The organism is Micromonospora costi, assembly GCF_003626655.1.
In the GTDB taxonomy this organism is placed as follows: Bacteria; Actinomycetota; Actinomycetes; order Mycobacteriales; family Micromonosporaceae; genus Micromonospora; species Micromonospora costi.
The window spans coordinates 1,014,421-1,034,965 of the sequence record NZ_RBAN01000002.1; the positions used below are offsets into that span (position 1 = coordinate 1,014,421).

Genomic DNA, 20,545 nt, shown 5'->3' on the forward strand with positions numbered 1-20,545 from the left:
GATAGAAGGTCAGTCTTCGTGCGGCAGGCCGATGGTGATGACGGGCTCTCCCTCGTCGCCGGGGCCGATCATCAGCGCCAACGTCACCTTGCGGGCGGTCACGCCCCGGCCGACTACCGGTACCCGGACGAGGTCGAACGGCACTCGCTGCCGGCCTCCGGCCCGGCGGGCAGCGTGGAAGGCCATCCAGAGGACGTCCCACAGCCGGCCCGGCTCGTCCTGCCAGGTGCCCTTACGCTTGTTGTCGGCGTCGGTCCATGCGACGCAGTCGACCCACGCGGCCTGGGTCAGCGCGACGGGCATCCGGAACCCGGCTTCGCGGGCTGCCGGGCCGGCGTCCACGAGGGTGCCGTCTTCGAGGGCCTGGGCGCGGGTGTAAGCGTGGATGATCTCGGCATCGGCGAACAGCTCAGCGAACGACATGGCGTCTCCTTCAGGTGGTGGGCGGGGTCAGGCGGCGGCGAGGGCTTCGCGGAGGGCGACGTCGAACGGCACGACGCCCATGGCGGCCTCGTGGACTTCCTGCGCTCGGGCGTCCCAGTAGCCGCGGTCTTCCAGGGCGCGCTCGTTGGCCAGCTCGGCGGCGTACTCGGCTTGGGCGTCGGCCTCGATCTCCCGCCAGCGGCGGTAGCACTCGCGGACGGCGGCGACGGTGGCGTGGCGGATGGTGTCGGCGGTGTAGTGGTTGCCGCAGCGGACGCCGGTGGCGGTGGCGACGGGGAATCCGAAGTCGTCATAGGCGATGGTGGCCATCCCTGCCCCCTCTAGCTCAGTAGCTCTTACGTCTATCAAGTTACGGCAGCACAGCTTCCCCCGCCAGCAAATCGAAAACTCACCCAGAACTAGACCGGTGACTTGCGCTCAGTCCCGGATGTTCACAATCCCTCGCCGCAGTCAGCAGCCGCCTCCCGCGTGTCTGGCACCTCGCTCGCCCACGCCATGTTCTGGATGTCAAACACGCTATATCGGTGATACTGCTCGCTGTCGTCTTCCAGCCCGCCCTCCCGCAACACCCACCTGTGGGTCGTATCGGCGAACTCCAACATCAATTCGTGGCCGTGGCGCTCGCCCCAGAATGCGTCATCGTCGATCAGCGCGGGAAGGGCGATCGTGAGAACCGAGCAGGGCGGCGCATCCACCGTCAACCGGTAATCGCGCACCCCGAAGCTGCCTCCGTAGGGTTTGACCAGGAGAGCCATGCGGGTGATCGGCACGGGCGATCGGTTCTGCACCTTGATGCGGGACTCCCTCATTTGCCCGGGCCGTCCGCCGTAGAGCGGACCAGGCAAGGGCGGGCTCTCCCACCAGAACGCGACGCGGGAGGCGTACCTCCTCGCGTACCGCTCGCGCTCAAGCTGCGCCATCTCCAACTGAGACCGGTTGATCTCCTGCTGGTCTCTGTAGGTCACGACAGCAACCCCCAGCGCCGGCAGGGCGACAGCCATGGCTAACAGGGCCGAGCACGCCTGCATCCAGTCAGTGACCTTTGCCCGCTCACGCGGAGCCGACTGATGGCGACGCCGACGCCGGGGCATCACACGGCGTCGCGCTCGTGATCGCGGCACAGTGGTCCTCCATGAGTCCGGGACCCTCCATCCTGGTCGAGAGCGGCAAGGGCCTGGTCGGTCCTCCGGCCGGCACCGCCCTCACCCGTCCAGCGCTACCTGCGACCACGGCTCAGCGTCTGCCCGCGACGGCGCACCATCACCTCCTCGTCGGAGACGTCGACCGGCCACCAGCCGCGCCCCCAGTCGGCCACCGACAGCATCGGCGGATCGTTCGCGGCCAGAGCAGCGGCGACCACGCCGACCAGCTCGGGCGCCGTGGCCGGCTCGCGACGGCCACGCCGCCGGGTCCGGGTCAGGGTTGATGTGGTCATCGGCGCGTACCTCCAACGTGTGCGCGCGGATGCTTCCGGTGCTCAGGGGCCCCAGGTCGGACGGTTGCGGTCAGGGCCTCGCGTCGCGGCGGTTCGCCGCGTCGAGGCAGACCTTCGCGATCAGGACGGCGACGATCGCGGTCGGCACTCCGGCCGGCACGTTCCAGGTGCCGACCCGGATGTCGGGCAGCGCGCCGCCGGTGACGGCGTCCAGGCCGACGAGGAAGATGCCGAACACGGCCAGGAGCCCGAACAGCAGCCCGGTGACGCGCAGGCCGCCCGGCGGTCGGCCGGCCATCAGCGGCCGGCCGTGACGACGCTGGCGGGCGCCGGCAGCGCGCGCACCTGGGCGGCGGCCCGCTTCCCGACGACGGGCAGCACGGAGTCGTGCAGCGCGCCGAGCAGCCGCAGCCGGCCGCCGAGGTCGGGGGTGGCGGCCATCCGGTCGAGGACCGGCCCGGCCGTCTCCTCGATCTGGTCCATGCCCCTCGCTCGGGGCGTGTGGTAGACGTGCGCGGCCTCGACGTCGCACAGGGCCTCGTACAGGTCGGCCTCCCACAGCATCGACAGGTCGGCGGTGGTGGTCTCGCCTTCGAGCTGGTGGACGCCGTGGACGCTGGCGTACAGGACGGCGCGGCGGTGCAGCGACGTGGCCAGCCGGCGGAGCATGTCCGCGCGGTCGCCGGGGTCGACGACCCGCGCGAGGTGCGCCCTGATGGTGCGGCACTGCGACTCGTGGAAGGCGTACCTGCGCTGGTTCGTGCGGATCTGTGCGCGGCGGGCCAGCCAGCCGCGCAGGCCGCGACCCGGACGCCCGGGTCGGTACTCTTCGGCCATGGTTGGCCTCCTTCGGTGGTCGGCCCACCCCGTGCGTCGCTCCAATCGCGACGGTCGGGGTGAGTCCTCGTGGTTGGGGACTGCGGGGGCGGCCAGGCTTGCCGGCGGGCCGCGCCCGCCAAACCGGGGTCAGAGCTGGGTCAGAACGACCGTGAGGGCACCCGCGGTGAACCCGGCGGCCACGGCGAGCGCCGTGACGATGTAGTGGCGCCGGGTCTTCTGGGCGGCGGCCTCCGCCGCGTCAGCCTCGGCCTCCTCGCGGACCTGCTGGTAGCGGCGGGCGAGCCGCAGCAGCTCCGCCAGCGCCCGCTCTGCGTACACGCGGGTGACCGTCTCCCGCCCGACGCGGGTCAGCTTCAGCACGGTGCGGTCCAGCTCGCCGACGCGAGCGACAAGGCCGGCGTCGAGGGCGACCCGGGCCAGCCACGACACGTCGATGACCCACCGGCCGCCGACGTTGGCGACGCGTACGTCCCGGACGGCGGTCAGCATCTCTGCCATTGACTCGGTGACGTCGCCTCGGACGGCCTGGTCGGTAGCGATCTGCTCGACCGTCGGGGCGAGGGCCTGTGCCTTGCCGGGCATCAGGCGATGCCCAGCTGCGACGCGGCGATGGCGGCCCGGTCGGCGGTCTGCCGGGACGGCCGGCGCGGCTTCACCCGGCGGGTGACCGGGGTGCCGTCGTCGGCGGTGACCTCGACGGTGACGGCGCGGCGGACGCTGCGGGCGGCGACGCGGGCGGCCCGGCGAGTGGTGGCTGTGAGGCGGTCCATGACGTGCTCCTGACGTGGGTTGATGGACGCGTTCAGGTGGGCCGCCGGCCCTGCCCCTTGCGGGACCGGCGGATGCTGCTGGTGGGTGAGGTCGCCGGGGTCTGGCTGGTCAGAGGACCGAGCCGTAGACCGCGTCGGCGAGCGCGTTGAGCTCGGCGGTGGCGCTGGACAGGTCGGAGGTGAAGGCCAGGCGCTCGACGCGGTCGAGGGCCCGGTCCAGCTCGTTCACGCGGGGCTCGTAGCCGGCCCGGCCGCGCAGCGGGGCGGCGATGTCGACCAGCCGCTCCCGGACCTTCTCGGCGATGTCGGCGAGGCTCATGCCGGCCAGGCCGCCGTCGCGGATGTCGCGGTACACCTCGGCGGCGTCGAGCCGGCTGGTGAAGGTGAGGCCGGACAGTTCGGCGATGCGCTCGGGGCCGGCGAAGGTGTTGAGAGCGACGCCACCGTCGACAGTCAGGCTGGCGACGAGGGTGAGCGTGCCGGCGGCGGTGGTGTGGGCCTCGCCGGGCTTGGTGAGCTTGGTGACCATGTCGGGGACCTCTCCCGATCGTGGGGCCGGTGGTGTTGGTAGCACCGCTCCGAACCGCGATAGCTCTTACAACTACCAAGTTACGGGCAGGGTTTGCCCACGTCAACCGACTTGCCCAACATGGTTGGAACTTTCTGGAAGCTGTGTGATGATCGGGACATGACCGACCACCAGGCCCGACTACAGGAGACGGGTGAGGCGTATCAGCGAGCCAAAGAAGAGGCGAAGCAAATCGTCCGGAAGCCCCGCGACGAACTCGCCGAAGCAGCGCGCCAGGCATACGCCGACGGCGTGAAGAAGGCCGACATCCTGCGATGGAGCGGCCACGCCTGGTCCGACACCTGGCTCAACACCATCCTCGATGGCGTCGAGCGAAAGACCGACCAGACGACCTGACCGACACCAGAAATGGTGCGGCCCGGACGGTGCTACCAACACCGCTACCCGGGCCGACTAACCCAGAGAGGCCCTGGGCTGTGCACGAGGGTAACAACACCGCTACCCCGACCGCGTGTTCGATCAACGACACCACGCGGGACGGGCGGTAGCCCATGGGGTTCAAGCTCCGCCGCGAGATCCGCGACCACCTGCCGCCAGGTCTCCTCACGGCCAACGAACGGTGCGTCGTGCTCGAACTCGCGGACTACTGCAACGACGACACCCGCGCCGGAGCCCCCGGCGTGGACTGGCTCGCCCAGGCCGCCGATGTGCCCGTAGGCAAGGTCGGCGAAATCCTGGCCCGCGTCGCCCGGAAGTGGACCGAGCTACGCGTCCCGCTGGGTGTCGGCTCGGACGGGCGGCCGTACTACTCGCGGACCGGCCAGCGCACCAGCTACCGATTCCCGGCCCTCGCCGACTCGCCTGAGGCACCCCAAAACGGGGGACCTGCCGAGGACGCGGAGGCCCCCCAAAACGGGGGCCCTGAGGTACCCCAGAACGGGGGACCTGAGGCCACCCAAAACGGGGGACCTGCCAGCGCGCGGAGGCCCCCCAAAACGGGGGACCCATCTCCTCACCACCCTCAGAGAGAGCCCTCATCTCTCTCCCCCACCGGCGAGAGAGACACCGCGCAGCCGAGCATCGCCCACCAGGTGCTCACCGCGGCCGGCGCCGACCCGGCCGAAGCGGACCGGCTGATACCGGTGATCGAGCGGACCTGCAACGTCCGCACCCCGGGCGCGTGGTGGCGGGCCGTCGCCGCCGCCGGTGACGGCCGGCAGGTGCTCGACGCCGGCCGCAAGGCCCTCGCCAACCCGGGCCGGTTCGACCGGCCGCCGGCCGGATCGCCGTACCGTAACCAACCCGACCAGGACTACCTGAGCTGGGCCGACGCAGGATCGGAGGCAGCAGCATGACCACACCGCCGACGCCGACCCGCGGCCCACTGGTCCGCGACCTGGTCGCGGACCTCGGCGACGCCGTCGAGGACTACGAACGCGTCACCGCCGACCCCGATGGCGAGGTCAACGAGGCCGCGCAGCGCGTCGCTGACGCCTGCGTGGCACTGCGCAAGGCACGAGGCTGGGTGACCCGATGAACGAACCTTCGCCGGCCGAGCTGATGTCCGCCCTCGACACGGCCGGCTTCACGCTGGCCGGCGAGGGTCGGCACTACCTCCGCTACCACTGGCCGGCCGGCCTACGTGACGGATCCCTCGTCGTGTTGCGCGACCAGGACGCCCCCGAGTACCCGACGATGGTGGCCGCCCTGATCGCCCAGTTGGACGGTGCCGAGCGGTGCGGCCAAGCCGCGACCGCCGTGCTCGAACAGCTCGCCCCGACCGTGACACCGAGGAGCCCCGCGTGACACCTGGATACCTGGCCGGCATGCTCGTCGACCTGCTCCCCCGCTCCGCGCACCCCGGCGTCGCTGCGGTCGAGCCGTGGCGGGGAATCACCGGCGGGGAGGACGAACGCGGCCTGGTGGTGCGGTTCCGCGACGGCGCCCAGTTCGGGCTGAAGGTGGTAGCCGGGTCCCCGAACGGCGGGAGCCCGACGGGTCCGGACGAGTACGAGCCGGCTGGCGGGCCGCCCGGGGACGTGTCCGGGGTCGGCGGGGACGGCCCGACCGGGGCAGAGGCGTTCGCCGGCTACCTCGCCGCCGTGGTCGAGGCAGCGGGGCACCCGGAGGTCACCGCGGCGCTGACGTCGCAGACCGAGATTTCTCAGCCGATGCAGCGGTCTGTGCGGGTCGACCTGGTCGACGGGAAGGTGCTGCTGGTGCTGTTCGCCCGCGCGGCCGGCCCGGGTGACCGGCGGCTGCCGGACTGGGACGTGTCGAAGTGGGGAGCTATGGCCTGAGCCCACGGGCGCGGCGTTGGAGGACGAGGCGGCGCATCTGCGCCGCCAGCTCGGACGGCGCTTGCTCAGCGGGTGCAGCGGCGACAGCCTGGCCCGGTCGGGGCTCCTGCCGCGCTTCGGCGAGGAGCCGCAGGAACGCCAGCCAGCCCCACGCCCCGCACAGCACGACCACAGCGAATCCCCACCACCGCACGTCACCCGGCAGGCCGAGCACCCAGAACGCTGCGGCCAGCACCGCGCTGCGGGCAGCGACACCCGCCCACCGCCGCCAGCCGCGCGCCGGATCGCGGAGCACCGTGTACCCGCGCAGCCACCACCAGCAGCCGACCAACAACCCCACGGTCAGCAGCGCGGGCCAGACGATGAACAACTTGCGATCCACGTCCCAGCTAAATTTCAGCACGGTTGGATTCTCGCCGGTCGACGTCCGCTCGCGGGCCCCCCGAACGTCGCTTGTCCGCCGTACCCTCCACAGACAACGGCCGGGAAGGGGTGGGCGGATGAGCATCGACTACGACGAGAACCCGATGACCGACGACGAGCTGCAAGACGCGGCCAGGCACATCGCGGAGCGGTTCACGGACCACGACAGCCGGTTCCTGGCGTTGATGACGCCGGAGGAGCGCGCCGGCCACATCCGCGCCCTGTGGATGCTGTACCACCACATCGACCGGATCTGGGAAGCCCCGAAGAAGGCCGGCGGCCCGCACCCGGTCGAGCTGGGCGGGTACGGCGCGGTCGCCGGGCTCCGGGACATGGTGGACGCGTTGATCGGTCACGCCGAGCAGGTGCAGCACGACGCCGGGGACGAGCCGGAGCGCTACTCCGCTCAGATGGTCGTCGAGACCATCGAATGATGCCGCGGGCAGGTCCACGGGTCGTCGAGGTTCGAGGCGACGACCCGTGGCAGGTGTGTTCGCTCGCGCTTCCGGTCCGCGCGTTGGGCCGACATCGGATCACCGCCGACCGGTACCGCGAGCTGCGCGCCGCCCAGGACGGAGTGTGCGCGATCTGCCAGCAGGCGAACCTACGCGGTCCCGGCGCCGTTCCCCTCTACATCGATCACGACCACGTCTGCTGCCCCGACCACCACCGCACCTGCGGCCAGTGCATCCGCGGCCTGCTGTGCTCCGGCTGCAACGGCTCGCTCGGAGAGTTGGAGCTGTGGGGCCGCCTGCCGTACGGCGATGACGGGACGTGGGAGGCGGCTGCGTTGCGGTACCTGGCCGGGGCCGGCTGCGACCCGTTCGACCCGCAGCGGCGGCAGGCGGTTGAAAGCCGACACCGCGAGCGGGTCGCGAAGTGGTCGGAGCCGTGCCGCTGCCGCGTCTGCCGCCCCGCCGAGCCGCCACCGGATGACGTAACTCGGTAGTTGTTATTGCCACCGCGCCAGGGTTGCCGTACCGTCGGTGATGTCAGCGCTACTCGGCGGGCGGGCCGGTGGACGGAAACTCCGTTGCTGGTTTGCCCGCCGGGAGCCTACGGTCTTCACGAACCGATCCACTGAGGAGTAGCCGGTCATGATGCGCCACACGACCCCAGAACCGCAGCAGCGGGTGTCGCTGCGCGGTGGGTGGTGCGTGGACATCGCCGCAAGCTCCGTCGACAACTTCAAGCTCGGTAGGTGGCGCGGCTGACCGCGAGTCCCCCAGGACACGGAAGCCGCCCACCCAGCCAAGGGGTAGGGCGGCTTTCTCGTTCTCGGCACAAGTCCATAGGGGTGTAGCTCAGCGGCAGAGCAGCGATCTCCAAAGTCGTGAAGCGCAGGTTCGAGTCCTGTCACCCCTGCTCAACGTCCCGGCCCTCGCGGTCGGCTCGGCGATGATCATTGAGAACTCCACAGCGGATGGCATACAGACGACACCCGGCCGGCGGCAGCACCGCCGTCGCCGGCCGGGGAGTCGGAATGGGCTTGTGGCGCAGCTGGTAGCGCGCCGCTCTGGCAGAGCGGAGGTCCCCGGTTCGAACCCGGGCAGGTCCACACATCATGCCCACCAAGCTCAGGTGGTAGAGCGCGCCCCTGAAAAGGGCGAGGCTCCCGGTTCGACGCCGGGGGTGGGCACGTTGGCGGGGTCCGCTGGCTGCGGACGGCGGAACCCCGCCAGCTCCAATCGGCCGTTGGAGCTGCCTGGAAAGCTCGTCACGCTCTCAACGTGAAGATCACGGGTTCAAATCCCGTACGGCCGACGCAACGCCCATGCGGTCCTGGTGAACTCGGCGGACACGCCGGTCTTCCAAACCGGAGAAGCGGGTTCGATGCCCGCGGGCCGCTCGGAGGGCAGGGAAAGGGGGCGGCGGACGCCGCGAAACCCGAGGCCGGGTTGCGCAGCCCGGTCAACGGCCGCGCGGGGTCGCTCCCCGTGGCAGCGCGGAAGGTCACCGCCCCTGCTCCCTGCCCCGACCACGATGGGGGCTCGGCTAATCGGCAGGCCGCCTGATTTTGGCTCAGGTCGTGGGGGTTCGAGTCCTCCGTCCTCAGCTCTCGCCCTGCTACCCCAACTGGCACGAGGGCGCCAGCTCAAACCTGGTGTGTTGGCGGTTCGAGTCCGTCGCAGGGCACTCATGCCGTCGTAACTCAGCCTGGCCAGAGCGCCGACCTGGTACGTCGGAGGCCGCCGGTTCGAATCCGGCCGTCGGCTCCATGCGGTTGTAGCGCAGTTGGTAGCGCGCCACCTTGCCATGGTGGAGGTCGCCGGTTCGAACCCGGTCAGCCGCTCTCGTTGACAGATCATCTGTCAATTCGTCAACCACCGTTGGAACGTCACCCCGGCGCTCCAACACCACCGCCGGTCCAGTTGGAAGAAGGGAGGGACCTGGTGGACGTCGTACTTGTCATCAACGCCGACCTCGGGCCCCTCCACCGGGTCACCGTCGCCCACGCGATCCGGATGCTGTGCCGCCGGGTCGCCGAGATCCACGAAGCCGAGCCGGACCGGCTCATCGGCGTGTTCCCCATGCCGAAGGTCGTGCGGCTCGTCCGTTACGTGGTCACCCGGTGGCGGTACAGCAAGGGTCCCGCCTGGTCGAAGTCGGGCGTGCTGGCCCGTGACGGCCGTCGGTGCGGCTACTGCTCCGGCCCGGCCGCGACCGTCGACCACATCCTGCCCCGCTCGCGGGGTGGGCAGAACACCTGGCGGAACACCGTCAGCGCGTGCGCGCCCTGCAACCAGGCGAAGGGCGACCGGACCCCGGCCGAGGCCGGCATGGTGCTGCGCATCACGCCGCTTGTGCCGTCGTGGGGGTCGCTGGCGCAGCGCTGACCCGGCCGGCGGGCCATCACCCCGCCGGCCCCGATGCGGGCTGGTGCAATCTGGCAGCACGTCCGGCTCTGGACCGGAAGGTTGGAGGTTCGAGTCCTCCGCCCGCAGCTCAATGCCCTCGTAGCCCAGCGGTAGAGGCGACGGTCTGAGGGGCCGTACAGGGCAGGTTCGAGTCCTGCCGAGGGCACCATGCCGGCGTAGCTCAGCGGCAGAGCAACTGCCTTGTAAGCAGCGTCGCGCCGGTTCGACTCCGGCCGCCGGCTCCACAACCTGCGCATTCGTTGTCGCGGATGTCCGCCCGGGGCGGGTGGCCGCTCCCCCACGATGACGTCGGGGGGCGAGATGAGCGGCGTTCGCAGCGAGCGCGGGCGGTGAGCCCGGCCCGGCGCCGGGCGGAGGGGCCAGCCGACCCGAGGCTGCGCCGCCCGGTTGCGCCGATGCTCGCCGCGCCCGTCGACCAGGTGCCCGAAGGGCCCGGCCTCATCCACGAGCCGAAGTGGGACGGGTGGCGGGCGATCGCCTTCCGGGACAGCGACGGCGTGTACCTCCAATCGCGCGCCGGCCGGAACTTGACCACGTACTTCCCGGACATCACCCGGGCGATCCGGTCGGCGATCCCCGCAGGGGCGGTGCTCGACGGCGAGCTGATCGTGTGGGAGCGGGGCCGGACCAACTTCGCCCAGCTCCAACGCCGGATCACGGCCGGCCGCGGCCTGCTGCGGCTGGCCCGCGACTGCCCCGCCCACTACGTGCTGTTCGACGTGCTCGCCGACGCTGGCGGGGAGGTGGTCCTGGACCTGCCGCTGTTCGAGCGGCGGGCCCGGCTGGAACGGCTCCTCGCCGACGCTCCCCCGACGCTGACGCTCACGCCGCAGACCACCGACATGCGGCAGGTGTCTGACTGGCTGATCCACTGGACCGTTGCGACGGGCATCGAGGGGGTCGTGACGAAGCGGCTCGCCGGCAGGTACGAGCCGGGCCGCCGGGGCTGGTCGAAGTTCCGCACCCGGGTCTTCACGGAGGCCATCGTGGGCGGGGTGACGGGCAGCCTCCGCAACCCGGACACGGCTCTGCTGGGCCGGTTCGACCGGCGCGGGAAGCTCCGCTACACCGGCCGCACGCACCCTCTGACCGTCGAGCAGAGGGCCGACCTCGCCGCGGCGCTCTCCCCGCTTCGGCCGTTGCAGCGTCGCGGCGGAACCGTGGTGCACCCGTGGCCGCAACCGCTACCGGCCGCCTGGTCGGGGCAGCTCGACCGGCCCGAACCGCTGCGGTACGTGCAGGTCGAACCGACCGCCGTCGTCGAGATCGACGCTGACGTGGCGTTCGAGCACCAGCGGTGGCGGCACAGGGTCAGGTTCAGCAGGACCAGACCGGACATGTCGATCTACGACGTGCCGTTGGTCCTCGGTGAGGAGAAGGGCTACTACGGCGAGGCGTAGCCGGCCCTCGATCACTGGGAACATGCCGGCGTAGCTCAACTGGCAGAGCACGCCCCTCGTAAGGGTGAGGTTGCGGGTTCAACTCCCGCCGCTGGCTCTCACGCCGACGTAGCTCAGGTGGTCAGAGCGCTCCGCTCATAACGGAGAGGCCCCCGGTTCGACACCGGGCGTCGGCACGCAACATCACGCGCTCGTGGTGGAACTCAGGTAGACACGCCGGATTCAGGATCCGGTGCCGGAAGGCGTGGGGGTTCGACTCCCCCCGAGCGCACGCATGGGGTCGTAGCTCAGTTGGTAGAGCATCCCGTTCGCACCGGGAAGGCCAGCGGTTCGATTCCGCTCGGCTCCACCATGCCCTGTCGGTCCAGTCAGGAGTGGACGCCGGATTGTCAATCCGGAGATTCGCGGGTTCAAATCCCGTACGGGGCGCGCATGGAGGGGTGGCATGAGCGGTCTATGGCGCTGCCCTGCTAAGGCAGACCGGAGGCAACTCCGGCCCGGGTTCGAATCCCGGTCCCTCCGCCAAGCCGTCGTGGCCAAGTCCGGTTAAGGCACCTCGCTGATAACGAGGAGATGCGCTGGTTCGATTCCAGCCGACGGCACGCAGCAATTTTCTTGCCCCCGTAGCTCAGCGGACAGAGTGTCTGGCTACGAACCAGAAGGCCGCAGGTTCGATTCCTGCCGGGGGTACGCATCGGGACGTGGCGCAGGGGTAGCGCGCTGGTCTGGGGGACCAGAGGACGGGAGTTCGAGACTCCCCGTCCCGACTCAACGGGTACTAGCTCAGCTTGGGAGAGCGCGCCCTTCGGGAGGGCGAGGCCGGGGGTTCAATTCCCTCGTACCCGACTCATGGAGGGTAGCGCCCAGTGGTGGGCAACCGGCCTCGAAAACCGGGCCGCTGGAAACGGCGAGGGTTCGACTCCTTTACCTTCCGCGTTTGCCGGCGAGGCAGATCAACGCCCGATCGACGGCTCCACAGCGGCGCGACTTCAACCACGGCCGCAGTTCCGGGAGCAGTTCGCGCAGCTCGTTGATGCGGCACACGTTCCACGTCGCGGTTGGACGCCACTTCTCGTTCCGTGACGGCCGCTCATAAACGCGCCCCATGCCGGTCGCTGAGTGAAGCCGAACGATGGTGTCTAGATCGGTCGAGTTCACTCCGAGAGACACGTCACCTCGGGCGGAGACGCTGATGCAGCCCTCACCTTCGACGATGCCGGCGACCCACGGGATGTGTTCGGCAGACGTCAACTCCCGCCGGGCGGGGAAGGTGGCGACTGGTTGCCCTCCGGCTAACCAGAGGCCGACGGCAGCCGAACGGCGACGATGACCGAGTAGCGGTGCGACTTCCGCGACCAGCCAAGCCGTGTGCGAATGAGCGTTGACGGTCCAGTACCACGAGGGCTTATGTGCACGGTTCCTCGGTGTGTACGCATTGACCGTACCTACCCCCGTCATCTGGTGGGCGTCGCTGATGACGTCCTGGTCCGTCATCTGGACCCGGACGCGGGGTGCACCCTCCTTTACCAGGAAGGTCCCTTCGCCTTCGAGGAGCCCAGCCAGCCACGCTCGCTGGTCTGCACGTAGTTTCTGCGGGGCTGGTCGCTCGCGGTTGCAGGTCGCGCACTGTACTGACTTGCGGTCCATCGGTGCGCCACACGCGCACCGCCACTTCAGCTTCAGACGCTGGTAGCGGCAGGGCTCGCATTCACGCCGCCGGTCAGCTGACCAGTAAGGCTTGCCGCAGGTAGCGCATCTGGGCTGGTTTGTCACCCATACACAATACCCTATGCGTGAGGGCCTTTCCCTCTCCGCCAAGCCTCCGTAGCTCAGAGGAAGAGCAACCGACTCTTAATCGGTGGGCCGGGATTTCGAAATTCCCCGGAGGCACAGTACGCCCCGCTAGCTCAGGGGATAGAGCAGCAGTTTCCTAAACTGCGTGTCGCTGGTTCGATTCCAGCGCGGGGCACAGCACGGGCCGCTAGCTCAGTGGTAGAGCTGCCGACTTTTAATCGGAGTGTCCAGAGTTCGATCCTCTGGCGGCCCACTTGCGGGATGGCGCAGTTATGGAAGCGCGCTGGGCTCATAACCCAGAGGCCGCCGGTTCGAATCCGGCTCCCGCTCCCGCCCCGGTAGTTCAGTGGGAGAACGCCGCCTCGACAAGGCGGAGGTCGCTGGTTCGACACCAGCTCGGGGCACGCAACGCGCGTTCGGTTATGGGTAGGCCCTGGGTCTTTCAAGCCCATGAAGCGGGTTCGAGTCCCGCACGCGCGACCATTCCGGTGTCGCCCAATCGGTAGGGCAGCGGACTGTTAATCCGTACAGGTACAGGTTCGAGTCCTGTCGCCGGAGCCAAGCCCGTGTAGCTCAGCGGCAGAGCACCGCTCCCACACAGCGGGTCGCCCTGGTTCGAGTTCAGGTACGGGTACTGGCCTTCGGGCCGCAGTTGTGGCTGTAGCTCAATGGGAGAGCGGCGGGTTGTGGCCCCGCAGATGCCGGGTCAGTACCGGCCAGTCACCCCAAGCGCGTCGTGAGCGGCTGGTCGCTCCCCCGTCTGTAAAACGGGCGCCTTACGGCACGCCTGGTTCAAGTCCAGGGACGCGCACCGAGACCAAGCGATCGACAGCGATCGTCCGGCGAGACAGCATCCACGGCCGGATGGCGTCGAGGAAGGGCAGGAGGAGGCCCTTTCGATACAGCTGCCACCTGTGCGCGGGTCGGTGGTTCTCTTTGCCCCGCTTCGCGGCCGTGATCGAGCCACCACCTGCGAGCTGCGCCAGCCGCTCAAGGACGTCGAGGTCGGTCGACGTCACCTCCAGGTAGGGCGGCCCAATCCACCCCTCGCCTTCGACCAGCCCGGCCGCCCATGCCGCCCCCGCCGGATCACTTAGGGTGTACGGCCACGAAGGGCTGGGCAGGGTGGGCGGGTTAGTGAAGTTGCTGACGAGGAGCGTTGCAGCCTCCCGTCGTCGTGCGGAGAGCAGCGGACAGATCTTGGTCACCAGCCAAAAGAGGTCGTCGCGCCGCTGAACGGTGAGGATCCACGACGGCTTGTGATGGTCAACCTTCGGGGTATACGGCCGGACCCGGGGAGCAAACGGCAAGTGCTCGGCCAGTGTCTCGATCACGTCGAGGTCGGTCATCTGAACGCGGACTACGCCTCCTCCGGACCGCCTCCGCACGAAGGTCCCCTCGCCCTCGATCAGACCAGCAATCCAAGCCAGCCGGGCCTGATCGGGCTCATCGACAATCGGCGTACTCCCGTACGCGCACGACCGGCACTGCTTGGCCTTCAGAGACTTCGGTGACCCGCACGAGCACGGGGCCTTCGCCTGCTGCCTTCGGTACTCACAGGCACTGCACAGGCGGTGCCTGCTGGTGCGGATGAATCGCCGAGAGCAGCCGTCGCAGACTCGCGTGCCGATTGAGTCGACCATGGAATCACTATAGGCGCAGCAGGTCCCCTTCGCCTGCACCATGCCCTCGTAGCTCAGCGGATAGAGCACCGGCTTCCGGAGCCGGCGGTCGGCCGTTCGAATCGGTCCGAGGGTGCGTACGGTCGCATGCCCGAGTGGTCAGGGAGCCGCCTGCAAAGCGGCGCACCGGGGTTCGAGTCCCCGTGCGGCCTCCACGTGATGCCATCCGCTGTGGACATGCAGCGTAAATCGATAGACGCAACCTCTACCGAGCTGCTATCGTCAGACCTGCGGGGCCGGCTCCCGAGTGTGCTTCCTTCTAACCCTTTCAAATGGCTGAGAACTAGCGCGCTCAATCACCGGCCCCGCACTCATGTCCACGTCCAGATCACCCCGACGAAAGGCCGGTGACCGGCATGGCGACCCAGACCCGCACCCAGACCGCCCGGACCCGGCCGGCCACCCTCGTCCGGGTGCTCCTGCGCCGCCGAGGCACCGTCTACGTACCCGCCGGCACCGACCAGTTCAACCCGGACGCGCGGCCGGGCGTGACCCTGCTCGAAGCCGACCTGGCCGAGCGGGGCTGGCTGCTGTCCCAGCCGCTGCGCGACGCCCTGCTGCGTCTCGACACCGTCGACCTCACTGCCCTCGGCTCTCGGCTGCTCGCCGACTGCGACGAGCTGGTAGGCGGCGGCCGTGACCACACGCCGCTGTTCCGGCGCTTCCCCGACCGGGTGCCCAACGACACCCTCGGCCTGTTCGTCGACCGGATCCTCACCGCCTGGTTCCAGGAGCCCACGCAGCCCTGCGTGCTGTGCTTCGCGGCCGGCACCGTCCGGCCGGTCAACCCGTGCGGGCACCTGGTGTGCGGTGACTGCTTCCGGCCGGCGGACTACTCGGCCTGCCCGATCTGCTACCGGCAGCTCGACCCGGCGGACCCGTACCTGGCCGCCGGCGAGCCGGCCGTCGAGGACCGGCCGCGCGAGCCGCGCGAGGTGACCGGCCCCGCGCCGGCACGCCTCCGGGTGCTGCACCTCGGCGGCGGCCTGCTCGCCCAGGTGCGCGCCGAGGTGCTGTCCCTGCTCGCCCGCCCCACCGCGCTGCCGCCGGCCGACGCCGACGACCTGGCCGTCATGCTGGCCGGCCTCGACCGCACCGACGTGTCGTGGCTGCCCGCCGCCGTGCCGGGCCGGGAGACGAAGGCCCGCCTGCTGGCGTGGCTGCTCGCCGACCCGGTCGACCCGGCCGTGGTGGAGGCGCACGTCACCGCGCTGGTCGACACCGCCACCGACGTGCTGCGGTTCCTCGTCGCCCGTTCGGGCGGTGAGTCGCTGATCGACCGGCCGCGGATCGCGCCGGTCGCCCGGCCGCTGCGCCGGGTGCTGCTGGCCGCCCTCGACCGGATGGGCGTGGTGCAGCTCGTCGAGGACATGCGCCGGCACCGTCGGGCGTGGATCGCCGTCGGTGAGCGGCTGCACCCGGGCGAGCACGCCGGCCGGTGGCCGAATGTTGCGCTGGCGTTCGCCGCGCTGCGCGGCACCACCCTGAACCAGGTGCAGGCCGCAGCGCTCATGCTCAACGACCGCACGGCGAGCGCGGAGCACGTTCATGTCCGTGACGGCCGGGTGCTGATCGCCGTCCGGGCCCGCCGGGTCGAGGAAGCCCTGGCGGCCCGTGACCTCACCGCCGCTCTGGGTGCCCTGCGCGCCCGTCCGGGTGAGCTGCTGCGCCGCGCCGACCACCTGCTGCGCATCGGCGCCGGCCGTCACAACGCGCTGGTCGAGGAGATCGGCCGCGCGGCCCGGCAGGCCGCCCCGGCGGTGATCCTGTCGGCCCTGGGTGAGATCCGCACCCGCGCGGTCGCCCACGACCAGCGGGTGTTCTTCCCCGCCGGCCGCACAGGCACCGCGCACGTCGTCGAGGACGCTCGCTCGCCGCTGGCCCCGCACCTGGTCGGGCAGGCGGAACGGGCGCTGAAGGCCGCCCTGTTCGAGCGTGCCGCTGCGCTGCCGGCCGTCGACCGGGCCGTGGTCGACACCGACTTGGAGGGCATCATCGCCCCGTTCACGGAGCGCACCGCCGCCCGCGCCCTGGTCACCCTGGCCCGCGGTTCGGTCCTGCCGATCCCGGCCGGCCAGGTCGTGCGTCTGTTCCTGCACTGGATGGAGTCGGAGCAGCGGGTCGACCTGGACCTGTCGGTGGCCGTCTACAGCAAGACGTGGGAGCACGTTGGCACCTGCGACTTCACCAACCTGCGGCTGCCCGGGGCCGTGCACTCGGGTGACTTCACCAGCGCCCCGGCACCGCGCGGCGCGTCGGAGTTCATCGACCTGGACGTGGACGTCCTCGCCAAGCAGGGCGGCCGGTACGCGGTCATGTCGGTGCTCAGCTACAACAACGTGCCGTTCCTCGACATGGCGGAGGCGTTCGCCGGGTTCATGGTCCGCGACCAGCTCGGCGGCCGGCGGGAGCCGTTCGACGCGCGTGCGGTGGAGCAGCGGTTCGACCTGACCGGCCCCGGCAAGGTCACCATCCCGTTCGTCGTCGACCTGCACGCTCGGACGATGCGGTGGCTCGACGTCGCCGCGAAGGTGACCGGCACCAACCACGCGGTGCACCGCCACGCCGACCAGTTCTCCACCGTGGCGCGAGCCTTGGTGGCCTCGTTCGAGGCGGGCGGCCGGGTCACCCTCGGGGAGCTGGGCCGGTGGATCGCCGCCGCCCGCGCCCGCGAGGTGATCGTGCGCAGCCCCGCGGGCATGACGCTGTTCCGGCGGGCCGACCACGAGTCGGTGTCGACATTCGCGCTGCGGCTGCGCACCGGGCTCAGCTCGTCGCCGGCCACGGCGGAGGACGCCGCGTCGGCCGCGTTGCAGTTCGTGGCGCGCGGTGACCTGCCGACGCCGGACGGCGCGGAGGTGTACGCGCTGCACCCCGGCCAGCTCGACGCGGGCCGGGTGCGGCTGCTGGCCGCACCGGACGTGCCGGCGATGCTTGCCCCTCCGGGGCCGTAGTCCTGCTCCTGAAGGAGTTCGTTGCTCTCGGCCGGGGCCGCGCGAACGGCCGCAGTTCTGCGGTCAGCGCGTGGCGTTTCGGGTCGATGAGGGGTGAACATTAGGTCCCTGCCCGGAGCCGCCGGCTCGATGATGACGTTGGCGAGCGGGTTGGACGAGGGTCGAAGAAGCTCAATCGGCCCTCGTCCAACCCCGGTCGCTATCGCCGCGCCCTGGCCGATCGGCGCCGCAGCACAACCACGATTCCGCCGACGGCGCTGGCCGCGACCGTGCCGATCGCAGGGATCGCGACCGGAGCGATGCTGGCGATGGCCGGGCCGGTGGCCAGGGCGATCCAGAGCGTCGCCCCGATGGCGGTCAGAGCCACCAGCACAAGGGCCCCGATCAGGGCATAGTCCGTGCTGCCAGCAGCCCCAGTGTCGCGCCGCGGGGTAGCTCTCGTTACCGTTGTCACTTGGTCTCGTTCCTCCTGTTGTTCGGTCCATACGCGGGACTTGCAGTGGGCGTGACCGTTCAAGGCGGCCCCGGGGAGTGACAGTCCCCGGGCGCCAGCCGCCCTTGGCCGAGGTGCCGGCCGATCACGTGTGCCGATGCACCGTATCCGGCACCTTCGACGAATGTGGCCGGAACCCAAGGAAAATTCGGGTCCGGTCTTTTGGAGCTTGAGGCGCACGGGCATGACTCCCGAACCGCCTGGGCGGCACGCGAGCAATGCACCTTGCCCCGGGAGCCCAACGGGTGGTTCGCAGCGGGGTTACCGGTACGGCCACCCGCCCGCGTTCCCGCCGGTAGGCGGGTGCCGCGGGGGGCAGTGCTACGGAATCACACGGACCCGACGGGGAGCCCGGCGTGACTCTCGATAAGCATGCGGGCGTGGTCTGAAGGACTGACGCTTTCGCACCGACACTGTGAGCTAGCCGACCGCGCAGGTGAGCAATGCGGGCAACGACCGACATGGAGGTCTTGCTCGGCCCAGTGCTGTATCGCCAGCTCAGACCGGTAGTTGGCGGCGGACGTGGCACCACCAGCGCGCGGGCGTTCAGGAACCGATCCATCTCGGTGAAGTCGTGTACGGAGAGGGCCCTATGCCGTATCTTGATAGTTGTAATCGCTATTGAGATAGGGGATGCGGTGACGAGGATCGAGTACGACGAGATGGACGACGAGTTCTACTACATCTGCCACGAGCCGAAGTGCCCCCGCCGCACCGGCAAGGGCTGGATGCGCTGGAACGCCGCCAACCGCGACGCCGACTACCACGAGCAGCAGCACGCGGACGGGGTGATCTGACATGCTCGGCGTCGCGACTCTGGGCACCTCGGCAGAGCAGCACATTGAGAATCGGAGAACGGCGAGGCCGGGCATCCCGGTGCTCGGGCGCCCTGTCGGCGCCCTGTCGGCGACCGCGACAAGGCTACTGACGCCTGCTCGCAGGCGTCGCTCCCCGGCTCGTGTCGGATACCGCCTCCGCCGTTCAGCCGTCATCCTTCGGGCGGTACCGACGGCGGGGTTTAGCGTGGTCGTCCCCTGGTCGAACGATTAGACCACTTTTACGGCGACGAAAGCCGGAGGTCCCGATAAAGGCGCAACGACGACGAGGTGGTCGCTGGGCCCTCCCACGGTTGGGGTGGCCCACCGTTCCGGGGGACGAGGTATCGTCCCGACCCGCCATGCGGAAGGCGTACCGGCGTATACGCGGGGCTGTTCACGGGACCGACGTAGTTGGCGAAGCCCCTTATCCACTCGATGGATAGGTCGTGGAGTTTGTGACGGGATGGATCCTGCCACACGATATTGTGCCCGGCGCATTCGATGTCGTACATCATTGCTTTACCTCGTCCGGCAATGGCCCGATAGAGGTGGTCCACCGAAAACGGTCCTCGGCCGTCAGTAGAATCCGCCTTCGCGCGAATGAGCACGTCCTCGGTCCCGGCGATGATGAGTACGGGAATGCCGATATCGGAGGTGGGGGCACCGCCCAGCGGTTCTTTTCCGAGTTGCGGATTTGTTTCTACAAGTTTCTGGTTCCAGCCCCACCAGAACCGTGTCGGGTACAGGGCGATTTCTCCCTGGCCTGGGACTAGATTGGGGGTGCGCTCGTTCGCCATCATGGCGGCCCATAAGTCGTCAATGACGTAGTCGTTCCGTTCCGGAAGGCAGCCCTGCGGCTGCGGCACCGGCGGCTCCGGCCAAATTGTTTTCTTGGTGTGGACTCCCATCGGGGCGCCGTAGAACCTATCCGTGCGGGAAGGATCTGGCGCAGCGAATGGTCGTGGTAGGTCTGCGGGGCCGTTGGGCGGGAATATCGGCGCGAGCAGCAGAAGGGCCCACACCTTTCCCGGGTTCTGCATGGCGTAGGGGCCAACGACATAGGCTCCAGCCGAGTACCCGATCAGAATGACCCGTCCGGCACCTTCGCTGTACCAGTTCGGGTTTTCCTTTATTGCTTCGCTTCGGACATGGTCGACAACGGCGTCGAGTTCCTGCCACTCTGAATCTGAATCGTTGAGATGATAGGGCCAGTTCGGCCCGTATAGCACTCGCCCGAAGGCTTTGATCTGTTCACCCTTCAGGATGTTGGTGAAGTCGGACATCGCATACACGCGGTTGGAGGCACCCATGCACTGTACTTCCATGATCCAAACCTCGGCCTGGCACCTGTCGGCAATCTCCCGCGCCCAGCTGTAATGCCCATCGTTAGCATTGCTCAACAGGTCGAAGGAAACGCGAGCCGGAATCGTCCTGCCGGCCACCATGACAATTTGGGCGGTCGGGGGCTTGCCTGGAGGAAGCGTTGAAGGCCGAATCCGCCGTATCGCGATTTCGGCGGTCCCCCCGTAATTGGATCGATTCTTCGAATTAAGCACGTATACGGAGCTGTCAGTGCTGGTCGCCATGCCGGCCTCCTTGGATCCCGGCGATGTCTCGCGGACGCGGGAGATTTCCCACTGGCGTCGCTCGTATGCGCGCATTGGAAGAGCCGGGCCGCCGCACCCGCGGCGGGCCTGCGGCCCAAAACAGACCCGCCGGTTCGCGTTGAGCAACGCCATCCCGACCACCGGGAGTAGGGCGCCGACCAGCGGGAGCGGGTGGCG

The 20,545-nt window shown here is 69.5% G+C and carries 24 protein-coding genes and 34 tRNA genes; 45 read left to right on the forward strand and 13 right to left on the reverse strand.

Annotated features, from left to right (window positions below; genetic code table 11):
• Window positions 1-9 precede the first annotated feature (9 nt).
• The 9 genes from D7193_RS15545 to D7193_RS15585 form a co-directional block, all read right to left on the reverse strand.
• The gene (locus D7193_RS15545; RefSeq protein ID WP_120780182.1) at window positions 10-423 is read right to left on the reverse strand and encodes a DUF6573 family protein; all 414 of its coding nucleotides are present in this window, start codon (window positions 421-423) and stop codon (window positions 10-12) included.
• Window positions 424-450: 27 nt separating this feature from the next.
• The gene (locus D7193_RS15550; RefSeq protein WP_120780183.1) at window positions 451-753 is read right to left on the reverse strand and encodes a hypothetical protein; all 303 of its coding nucleotides are present in this window, start codon (window positions 751-753) and stop codon (window positions 451-453) included.
• 122 nt (window positions 754-875) lie between these two features.
• The gene (locus D7193_RS15555) at window positions 876-1,445 is read right to left on the reverse strand and encodes a hypothetical protein (RefSeq protein WP_147434407.1); all 570 of its coding nucleotides are present in this window, start codon (window positions 1,443-1,445) and stop codon (window positions 876-878) included.
• Between the two features lie 215 nt (window positions 1,446-1,660).
• Entirely contained in the window at window positions 1,661-1,879 is a 219-nt protein-coding gene (locus D7193_RS15560) for a hypothetical protein (protein ID WP_120780185.1), read from the reverse strand.
• 70 nt (window positions 1,880-1,949) lie between these two features.
• Window positions 1,950-2,177, reverse strand: coding sequence for a hypothetical protein (locus tag D7193_RS15565; protein WP_120780186.1), 228 nt, complete (start codon window positions 2,175-2,177; stop codon window positions 1,950-1,952).
• Window positions 2,177-2,716 (reverse strand): hypothetical protein, encoded by a 540-nt coding sequence (locus D7193_RS15570; protein WP_120780187.1) that lies wholly within the window; start codon window positions 2,714-2,716, stop codon window positions 2,177-2,179. Before D7193_RS15570 ends, D7193_RS15565 begins: the two co-directional genes overlap by 1 nt.
• 129 nt (window positions 2,717-2,845) lie before the next feature.
• A complete protein-coding gene (locus D7193_RS15575; RefSeq protein ID WP_120780188.1) occupies window positions 2,846-3,301 on the reverse strand; it encodes a hypothetical protein in 456 nt (151 codons plus the stop codon).
• Window positions 3,301-3,489, reverse strand: coding sequence for a hypothetical protein (locus D7193_RS15580; RefSeq protein ID WP_120780189.1), 189 nt, complete (start codon window positions 3,487-3,489; stop codon window positions 3,301-3,303). Before D7193_RS15580 ends, D7193_RS15575 begins: the two co-directional genes overlap by 1 nt.
• 109 nt (window positions 3,490-3,598) lie before the next feature.
• A complete protein-coding gene (locus tag D7193_RS15585; protein WP_120780190.1) occupies window positions 3,599-4,018 on the reverse strand; it encodes a hypothetical protein in 420 nt (139 codons plus the stop codon).
• Window positions 4,019-4,177: 159 nt separating this feature from the next.
• Here D7193_RS15585 and D7193_RS15590 point away from each other — a divergent pair, with 159 nt between their 5' ends.
• The 5 genes from D7193_RS15590 to D7193_RS15610 all read left to right on the forward strand — a co-directional run bounded on the left by D7193_RS15590 (window position 4,178) and on the right by D7193_RS15610 (window position 6,318).
• Complete coding sequence (locus D7193_RS15590; RefSeq protein ID WP_120780191.1) at window positions 4,178-4,414, forward strand: hypothetical protein; 237 nt, start codon at window positions 4,178-4,180, stop codon at window positions 4,412-4,414.
• 695 nt (window positions 4,415-5,109) lie between these two features.
• Window positions 5,110-5,373 carry a hypothetical protein gene (locus tag D7193_RS15595; protein ID WP_120780192.1) on the forward strand — a complete coding sequence of 88 codons (264 nt, stop codon included), beginning with the start codon at window positions 5,110-5,112 and terminating at the stop codon, window positions 5,371-5,373.
• Window positions 5,370-5,555 (forward strand): hypothetical protein, encoded by a 186-nt coding sequence (locus D7193_RS15600; protein WP_120780193.1) that lies wholly within the window; start codon window positions 5,370-5,372, stop codon window positions 5,553-5,555. The genes D7193_RS15595 and D7193_RS15600 overlap by 4 nt, the downstream gene beginning before the upstream one ends.
• A complete protein-coding gene (locus tag D7193_RS15605) occupies window positions 5,552-5,824 on the forward strand; it encodes a hypothetical protein (protein WP_120780194.1) in 273 nt (90 codons plus the stop codon). The genes D7193_RS15600 and D7193_RS15605 overlap by 4 nt, the downstream gene beginning before the upstream one ends.
• Complete coding sequence (locus D7193_RS15610; protein ID WP_147434408.1) at window positions 5,821-6,318, forward strand: hypothetical protein; 498 nt, start codon at window positions 5,821-5,823, stop codon at window positions 6,316-6,318. The genes D7193_RS15605 and D7193_RS15610 overlap by 4 nt, the downstream gene beginning before the upstream one ends.
• Here the strand turns inward: D7193_RS15610 and D7193_RS15615 are convergent.
• A complete protein-coding gene (locus D7193_RS15615) occupies window positions 6,308-6,721 on the reverse strand; it encodes a hypothetical protein (protein ID WP_120780196.1) in 414 nt (137 codons plus the stop codon). The genes D7193_RS15610 and D7193_RS15615 overlap by 11 nt on opposite strands.
• 97 nt (window positions 6,722-6,818) lie before the next feature.
• Here D7193_RS15615 and D7193_RS15620 point away from each other — a divergent pair, with 97 nt between their 5' ends.
• From D7193_RS15620 to D7193_RS33460, 36 genes are all read left to right on the forward strand, one after another.
• Entirely contained in the window at window positions 6,819-7,175 is a 357-nt protein-coding gene (locus tag D7193_RS15620; protein ID WP_120780197.1) for a hypothetical protein, read from the forward strand.
• The gene (locus D7193_RS15625) at window positions 7,175-7,690 is read left to right on the forward strand and encodes an endonuclease domain-containing protein (protein ID WP_158674812.1); all 516 of its coding nucleotides are present in this window, start codon (window positions 7,175-7,177) and stop codon (window positions 7,688-7,690) included. Before D7193_RS15620 ends, D7193_RS15625 begins: the two co-directional genes overlap by 1 nt.
• Window positions 7,691-8,034: 344 nt before the next feature.
• Window positions 8,035-8,106: transfer RNA gene (locus tag D7193_RS15630), tRNA-Trp, on the forward strand.
• A 120-nt stretch (window positions 8,107-8,226) separates the two neighbouring features.
• Window positions 8,227-8,299: transfer RNA gene (locus D7193_RS15635), tRNA-Ala, on the forward strand.
• A gap of 8 nt (window positions 8,300-8,307) precedes the next feature.
• A tRNA-Phe gene (locus D7193_RS15640) sits at window positions 8,308-8,380 on the forward strand.
• A gap of 50 nt (window positions 8,381-8,430) precedes the next feature.
• Window positions 8,431-8,505, forward strand: a tRNA-Glu gene (locus D7193_RS15645).
• Window positions 8,506-8,517: 12 nt separating this feature from the next.
• Window positions 8,518-8,590: transfer RNA gene (locus D7193_RS15650), tRNA-Gly, on the forward strand.
• A gap of 135 nt (window positions 8,591-8,725) precedes the next feature.
• Window positions 8,726-8,797 (forward strand) — tRNA-Gln (locus tag D7193_RS15655).
• Window positions 8,798-8,802: 5 nt separating this feature from the next.
• Window positions 8,803-8,877, forward strand: a tRNA-Leu gene (locus tag D7193_RS15660).
• Between the two features lie 5 nt (window positions 8,878-8,882).
• Window positions 8,883-8,960, forward strand: a tRNA-Thr gene (locus D7193_RS15665).
• Between the two features lies 1 nt (window position 8,961).
• A tRNA-Gly gene (locus D7193_RS15670) sits at window positions 8,962-9,034 on the forward strand.
• Between the two features lie 100 nt (window positions 9,035-9,134).
• Window positions 9,135-9,578: an HNH endonuclease gene (locus tag D7193_RS15675; RefSeq protein ID WP_120780199.1), complete on the forward strand. Its 444-nt coding sequence runs from the start codon at window positions 9,135-9,137 to the stop codon at window positions 9,576-9,578.
• 34 nt (window positions 9,579-9,612) lie between these two features.
• Window positions 9,613-9,686 (forward strand) — tRNA-Gln (locus tag D7193_RS15680).
• Between the two features lie 6 nt (window positions 9,687-9,692).
• Window positions 9,693-9,768: transfer RNA gene (locus D7193_RS15685), tRNA-Leu, on the forward strand.
• Window position 9,769: 1 nt separating this feature from the next.
• Window positions 9,770-9,844: transfer RNA gene (locus tag D7193_RS15690), tRNA-Thr, on the forward strand.
• Between the two features lie 171 nt (window positions 9,845-10,015).
• Window positions 10,016-11,020, forward strand: a complete 1,005-nt coding sequence (locus tag D7193_RS15695) for an ATP-dependent DNA ligase (protein WP_120780200.1) — start codon at window positions 10,016-10,018, stop codon at window positions 11,018-11,020.
• A 24-nt stretch (window positions 11,021-11,044) separates the two neighbouring features.
• Window positions 11,045-11,117 (forward strand) — tRNA-Thr (locus D7193_RS15700).
• Window positions 11,118-11,122: 5 nt separating this feature from the next.
• A tRNA-Met gene (locus D7193_RS15705) sits at window positions 11,123-11,196 on the forward strand.
• Between the two features lie 11 nt (window positions 11,197-11,207).
• Window positions 11,208-11,291, forward strand: a tRNA-Leu gene (locus D7193_RS15710).
• A gap of 5 nt (window positions 11,292-11,296) precedes the next feature.
• Window positions 11,297-11,372: transfer RNA gene (locus tag D7193_RS15715), tRNA-Ala, on the forward strand.
• Between the two features lies 1 nt (window position 11,373).
• Window positions 11,374-11,449: transfer RNA gene (locus D7193_RS15720), tRNA-Asp, on the forward strand.
• A gap of 5 nt (window positions 11,450-11,454) precedes the next feature.
• Window positions 11,455-11,545: transfer RNA gene (locus tag D7193_RS15725), tRNA-Ser, on the forward strand.
• A gap of 1 nt (window position 11,546) precedes the next feature.
• Window positions 11,547-11,622: transfer RNA gene (locus D7193_RS15730), tRNA-Ile, on the forward strand.
• 15 nt (window positions 11,623-11,637) lie between these two features.
• Window positions 11,638-11,710, forward strand: a tRNA-Arg gene (locus tag D7193_RS15735).
• Between the two features lie 5 nt (window positions 11,711-11,715).
• A tRNA-Pro gene (locus D7193_RS15740) sits at window positions 11,716-11,787 on the forward strand.
• A gap of 5 nt (window positions 11,788-11,792) precedes the next feature.
• A tRNA-Pro gene (locus D7193_RS15745) sits at window positions 11,793-11,866 on the forward strand.
• A gap of 972 nt (window positions 11,867-12,838) precedes the next feature.
• Window positions 12,839-12,910: transfer RNA gene (locus D7193_RS15750), tRNA-Lys, on the forward strand.
• A gap of 6 nt (window positions 12,911-12,916) precedes the next feature.
• Window positions 12,917-12,989 (forward strand) — tRNA-Arg (locus tag D7193_RS15755).
• Between the two features lie 6 nt (window positions 12,990-12,995).
• Window positions 12,996-13,067: transfer RNA gene (locus tag D7193_RS15760), tRNA-Lys, on the forward strand.
• A 2-nt stretch (window positions 13,068-13,069) separates the two neighbouring features.
• Window positions 13,070-13,144, forward strand: a tRNA-Met gene (locus D7193_RS15765).
• A gap of 2 nt (window positions 13,145-13,146) precedes the next feature.
• A tRNA-Val gene (locus D7193_RS15770) sits at window positions 13,147-13,218 on the forward strand.
• A gap of 5 nt (window positions 13,219-13,223) precedes the next feature.
• Window positions 13,224-13,297, forward strand: a tRNA-Glu gene (locus D7193_RS15775).
• Between the two features lies 1 nt (window position 13,298).
• Window positions 13,299-13,375 (forward strand) — tRNA-Asn (locus D7193_RS15780).
• Between the two features lies 1 nt (window position 13,376).
• A tRNA-Val gene (locus tag D7193_RS15785) sits at window positions 13,377-13,448 on the forward strand.
• Window positions 13,449-13,468: 20 nt separating this feature from the next.
• Window positions 13,469-13,542, forward strand: a tRNA-His gene (locus D7193_RS15790).
• 1 nt (window position 13,543) lies between these two features.
• Window positions 13,544-13,625 (forward strand) — tRNA-Tyr (locus D7193_RS33460).
• Here D7193_RS33460 and D7193_RS33250 read toward each other — a convergent pair.
• Entirely contained in the window at window positions 13,591-14,163 is a 573-nt protein-coding gene (locus tag D7193_RS33250; RefSeq protein ID WP_147434409.1) for a hypothetical protein, read from the reverse strand. The genes D7193_RS33460 and D7193_RS33250 overlap by 35 nt on opposite strands.
• Before the next feature lie 336 nt (window positions 14,164-14,499).
• Here D7193_RS33250 and D7193_RS15800 point away from each other — a divergent pair.
• The 3 genes from D7193_RS15800 to D7193_RS15810 all read left to right on the forward strand — a co-directional run bounded on the left by D7193_RS15800 (window position 14,500) and on the right by D7193_RS15810 (window position 17,450).
• A tRNA-Arg gene (locus tag D7193_RS15800) sits at window positions 14,500-14,572 on the forward strand.
• Window positions 14,573-14,577: 5 nt separating this feature from the next.
• Window positions 14,578-14,651, forward strand: a tRNA-Cys gene (locus D7193_RS15805).
• A 201-nt stretch (window positions 14,652-14,852) separates the two neighbouring features.
• Window positions 14,853-17,450: an MXAN_6230/SCO0854 family RING domain-containing protein gene (locus D7193_RS15810; RefSeq protein WP_147434410.1), complete on the forward strand. Its 2,598-nt coding sequence runs from the start codon at window positions 14,853-14,855 to the stop codon at window positions 17,448-17,450.
• Window positions 17,451-17,649: 199 nt separating this feature from the next.
• Here D7193_RS15810 and D7193_RS33255 read toward each other — a convergent pair whose 3' ends face one another.
• On the reverse strand, window positions 17,650-17,904 hold the full coding sequence (locus D7193_RS33255; protein ID WP_147434411.1) for a hypothetical protein: 255 nt from the start codon (window positions 17,902-17,904) through the stop codon (window positions 17,650-17,652).
• A 677-nt stretch (window positions 17,905-18,581) separates the two neighbouring features.
• Between D7193_RS33255 and D7193_RS33465 the strand changes: the two genes are divergently transcribed.
• On the forward strand, window positions 18,582-18,740 hold the full coding sequence (locus D7193_RS33465) for a hypothetical protein (RefSeq protein WP_158674813.1): 159 nt from the start codon (window positions 18,582-18,584) through the stop codon (window positions 18,738-18,740).
• A 260-nt stretch (window positions 18,741-19,000) separates the two neighbouring features.
• Here D7193_RS33465 and D7193_RS15815 read toward each other — a convergent pair whose 3' ends face one another.
• Complete coding sequence (locus D7193_RS15815) at window positions 19,001-20,347, reverse strand: alpha/beta fold hydrolase (RefSeq protein WP_158674814.1); 1,347 nt, start codon at window positions 20,345-20,347, stop codon at window positions 19,001-19,003.
• Window positions 20,348-20,545 lie beyond the last annotated feature (198 nt).

Excerpts from the sequence above, each read along its gene's own strand:
- D7193_RS15545 (WP_120780182.1), bottom strand. The coding sequence starts at position 423 with ATGTCGTTCGCTGAGCTGTTCGCCGATGCCGAGATCATCCACGCTTAC.
- D7193_RS15605 (WP_120780194.1), top strand. The coding sequence starts at position 5,552 with ATGAACGAACCTTCGCCGGCCGAGCTGATGTCCGCCCTCGACACGGCC.
- D7193_RS33250 (WP_147434409.1), bottom strand. The coding sequence starts at position 14,163 with ATGACCGACCTCGACGTGATCGAGACACTGGCCGAGCACTTGCCGTTT.
- D7193_RS15550 (WP_120780183.1), bottom strand. The coding sequence starts at position 753 with ATGGCCACCATCGCCTATGACGACTTCGGATTCCCCGTCGCCACCGCC.
- D7193_RS15570 (WP_120780187.1), bottom strand. The coding sequence starts at position 2,716 with ATGGCCGAAGAGTACCGACCCGGGCGTCCGGGTCGCGGCCTGCGCGGC.
- D7193_RS15580 (WP_120780189.1), bottom strand. The coding sequence starts at position 3,489 with ATGGACCGCCTCACAGCCACCACTCGCCGGGCCGCCCGCGTCGCCGCC.
- D7193_RS15620 (WP_120780197.1), top strand. The coding sequence starts at position 6,819 with ATGAGCATCGACTACGACGAGAACCCGATGACCGACGACGAGCTGCAA.
- D7193_RS15575 (WP_120780188.1), bottom strand. The coding sequence starts at position 3,301 with ATGCCCGGCAAGGCACAGGCCCTCGCCCCGACGGTCGAGCAGATCGCT.
- D7193_RS15695 (WP_120780200.1), top strand. The coding sequence starts at position 10,016 with ATGCTCGCCGCGCCCGTCGACCAGGTGCCCGAAGGGCCCGGCCTCATC.
- D7193_RS15560 (WP_120780185.1), bottom strand. The coding sequence starts at position 1,879 with ATGACCACATCAACCCTGACCCGGACCCGGCGGCGTGGCCGTCGCGAG.
- D7193_RS15810 (WP_147434410.1), top strand. The coding sequence starts at position 14,853 with ATGGCGACCCAGACCCGCACCCAGACCGCCCGGACCCGGCCGGCCACC.
- D7193_RS15625 (WP_158674812.1), top strand. The coding sequence starts at position 7,175 with ATGCCGCGGGCAGGTCCACGGGTCGTCGAGGTTCGAGGCGACGACCCG.
- D7193_RS15815 (WP_158674814.1), bottom strand. The coding sequence starts at position 20,347 with ATGGCGACCAGCACTGACAGCTCCGTATACGTGCTTAATTCGAAGAAT.
- D7193_RS15565 (WP_120780186.1), bottom strand. The coding sequence starts at position 2,177 with ATGGCCGGCCGACCGCCGGGCGGCCTGCGCGTCACCGGGCTGCTGTTC.
- D7193_RS15600 (WP_120780193.1), top strand. The coding sequence starts at position 5,370 with ATGACCACACCGCCGACGCCGACCCGCGGCCCACTGGTCCGCGACCTG.
- D7193_RS15555 (WP_147434407.1), bottom strand. The coding sequence starts at position 1,445 with ATGGCTGTCGCCCTGCCGGCGCTGGGGGTTGCTGTCGTGACCTACAGA.
- D7193_RS15590 (WP_120780191.1), top strand. The coding sequence starts at position 4,178 with ATGACCGACCACCAGGCCCGACTACAGGAGACGGGTGAGGCGTATCAG.
- D7193_RS15585 (WP_120780190.1), bottom strand. The coding sequence starts at position 4,018 with ATGGTCACCAAGCTCACCAAGCCCGGCGAGGCCCACACCACCGCCGCC.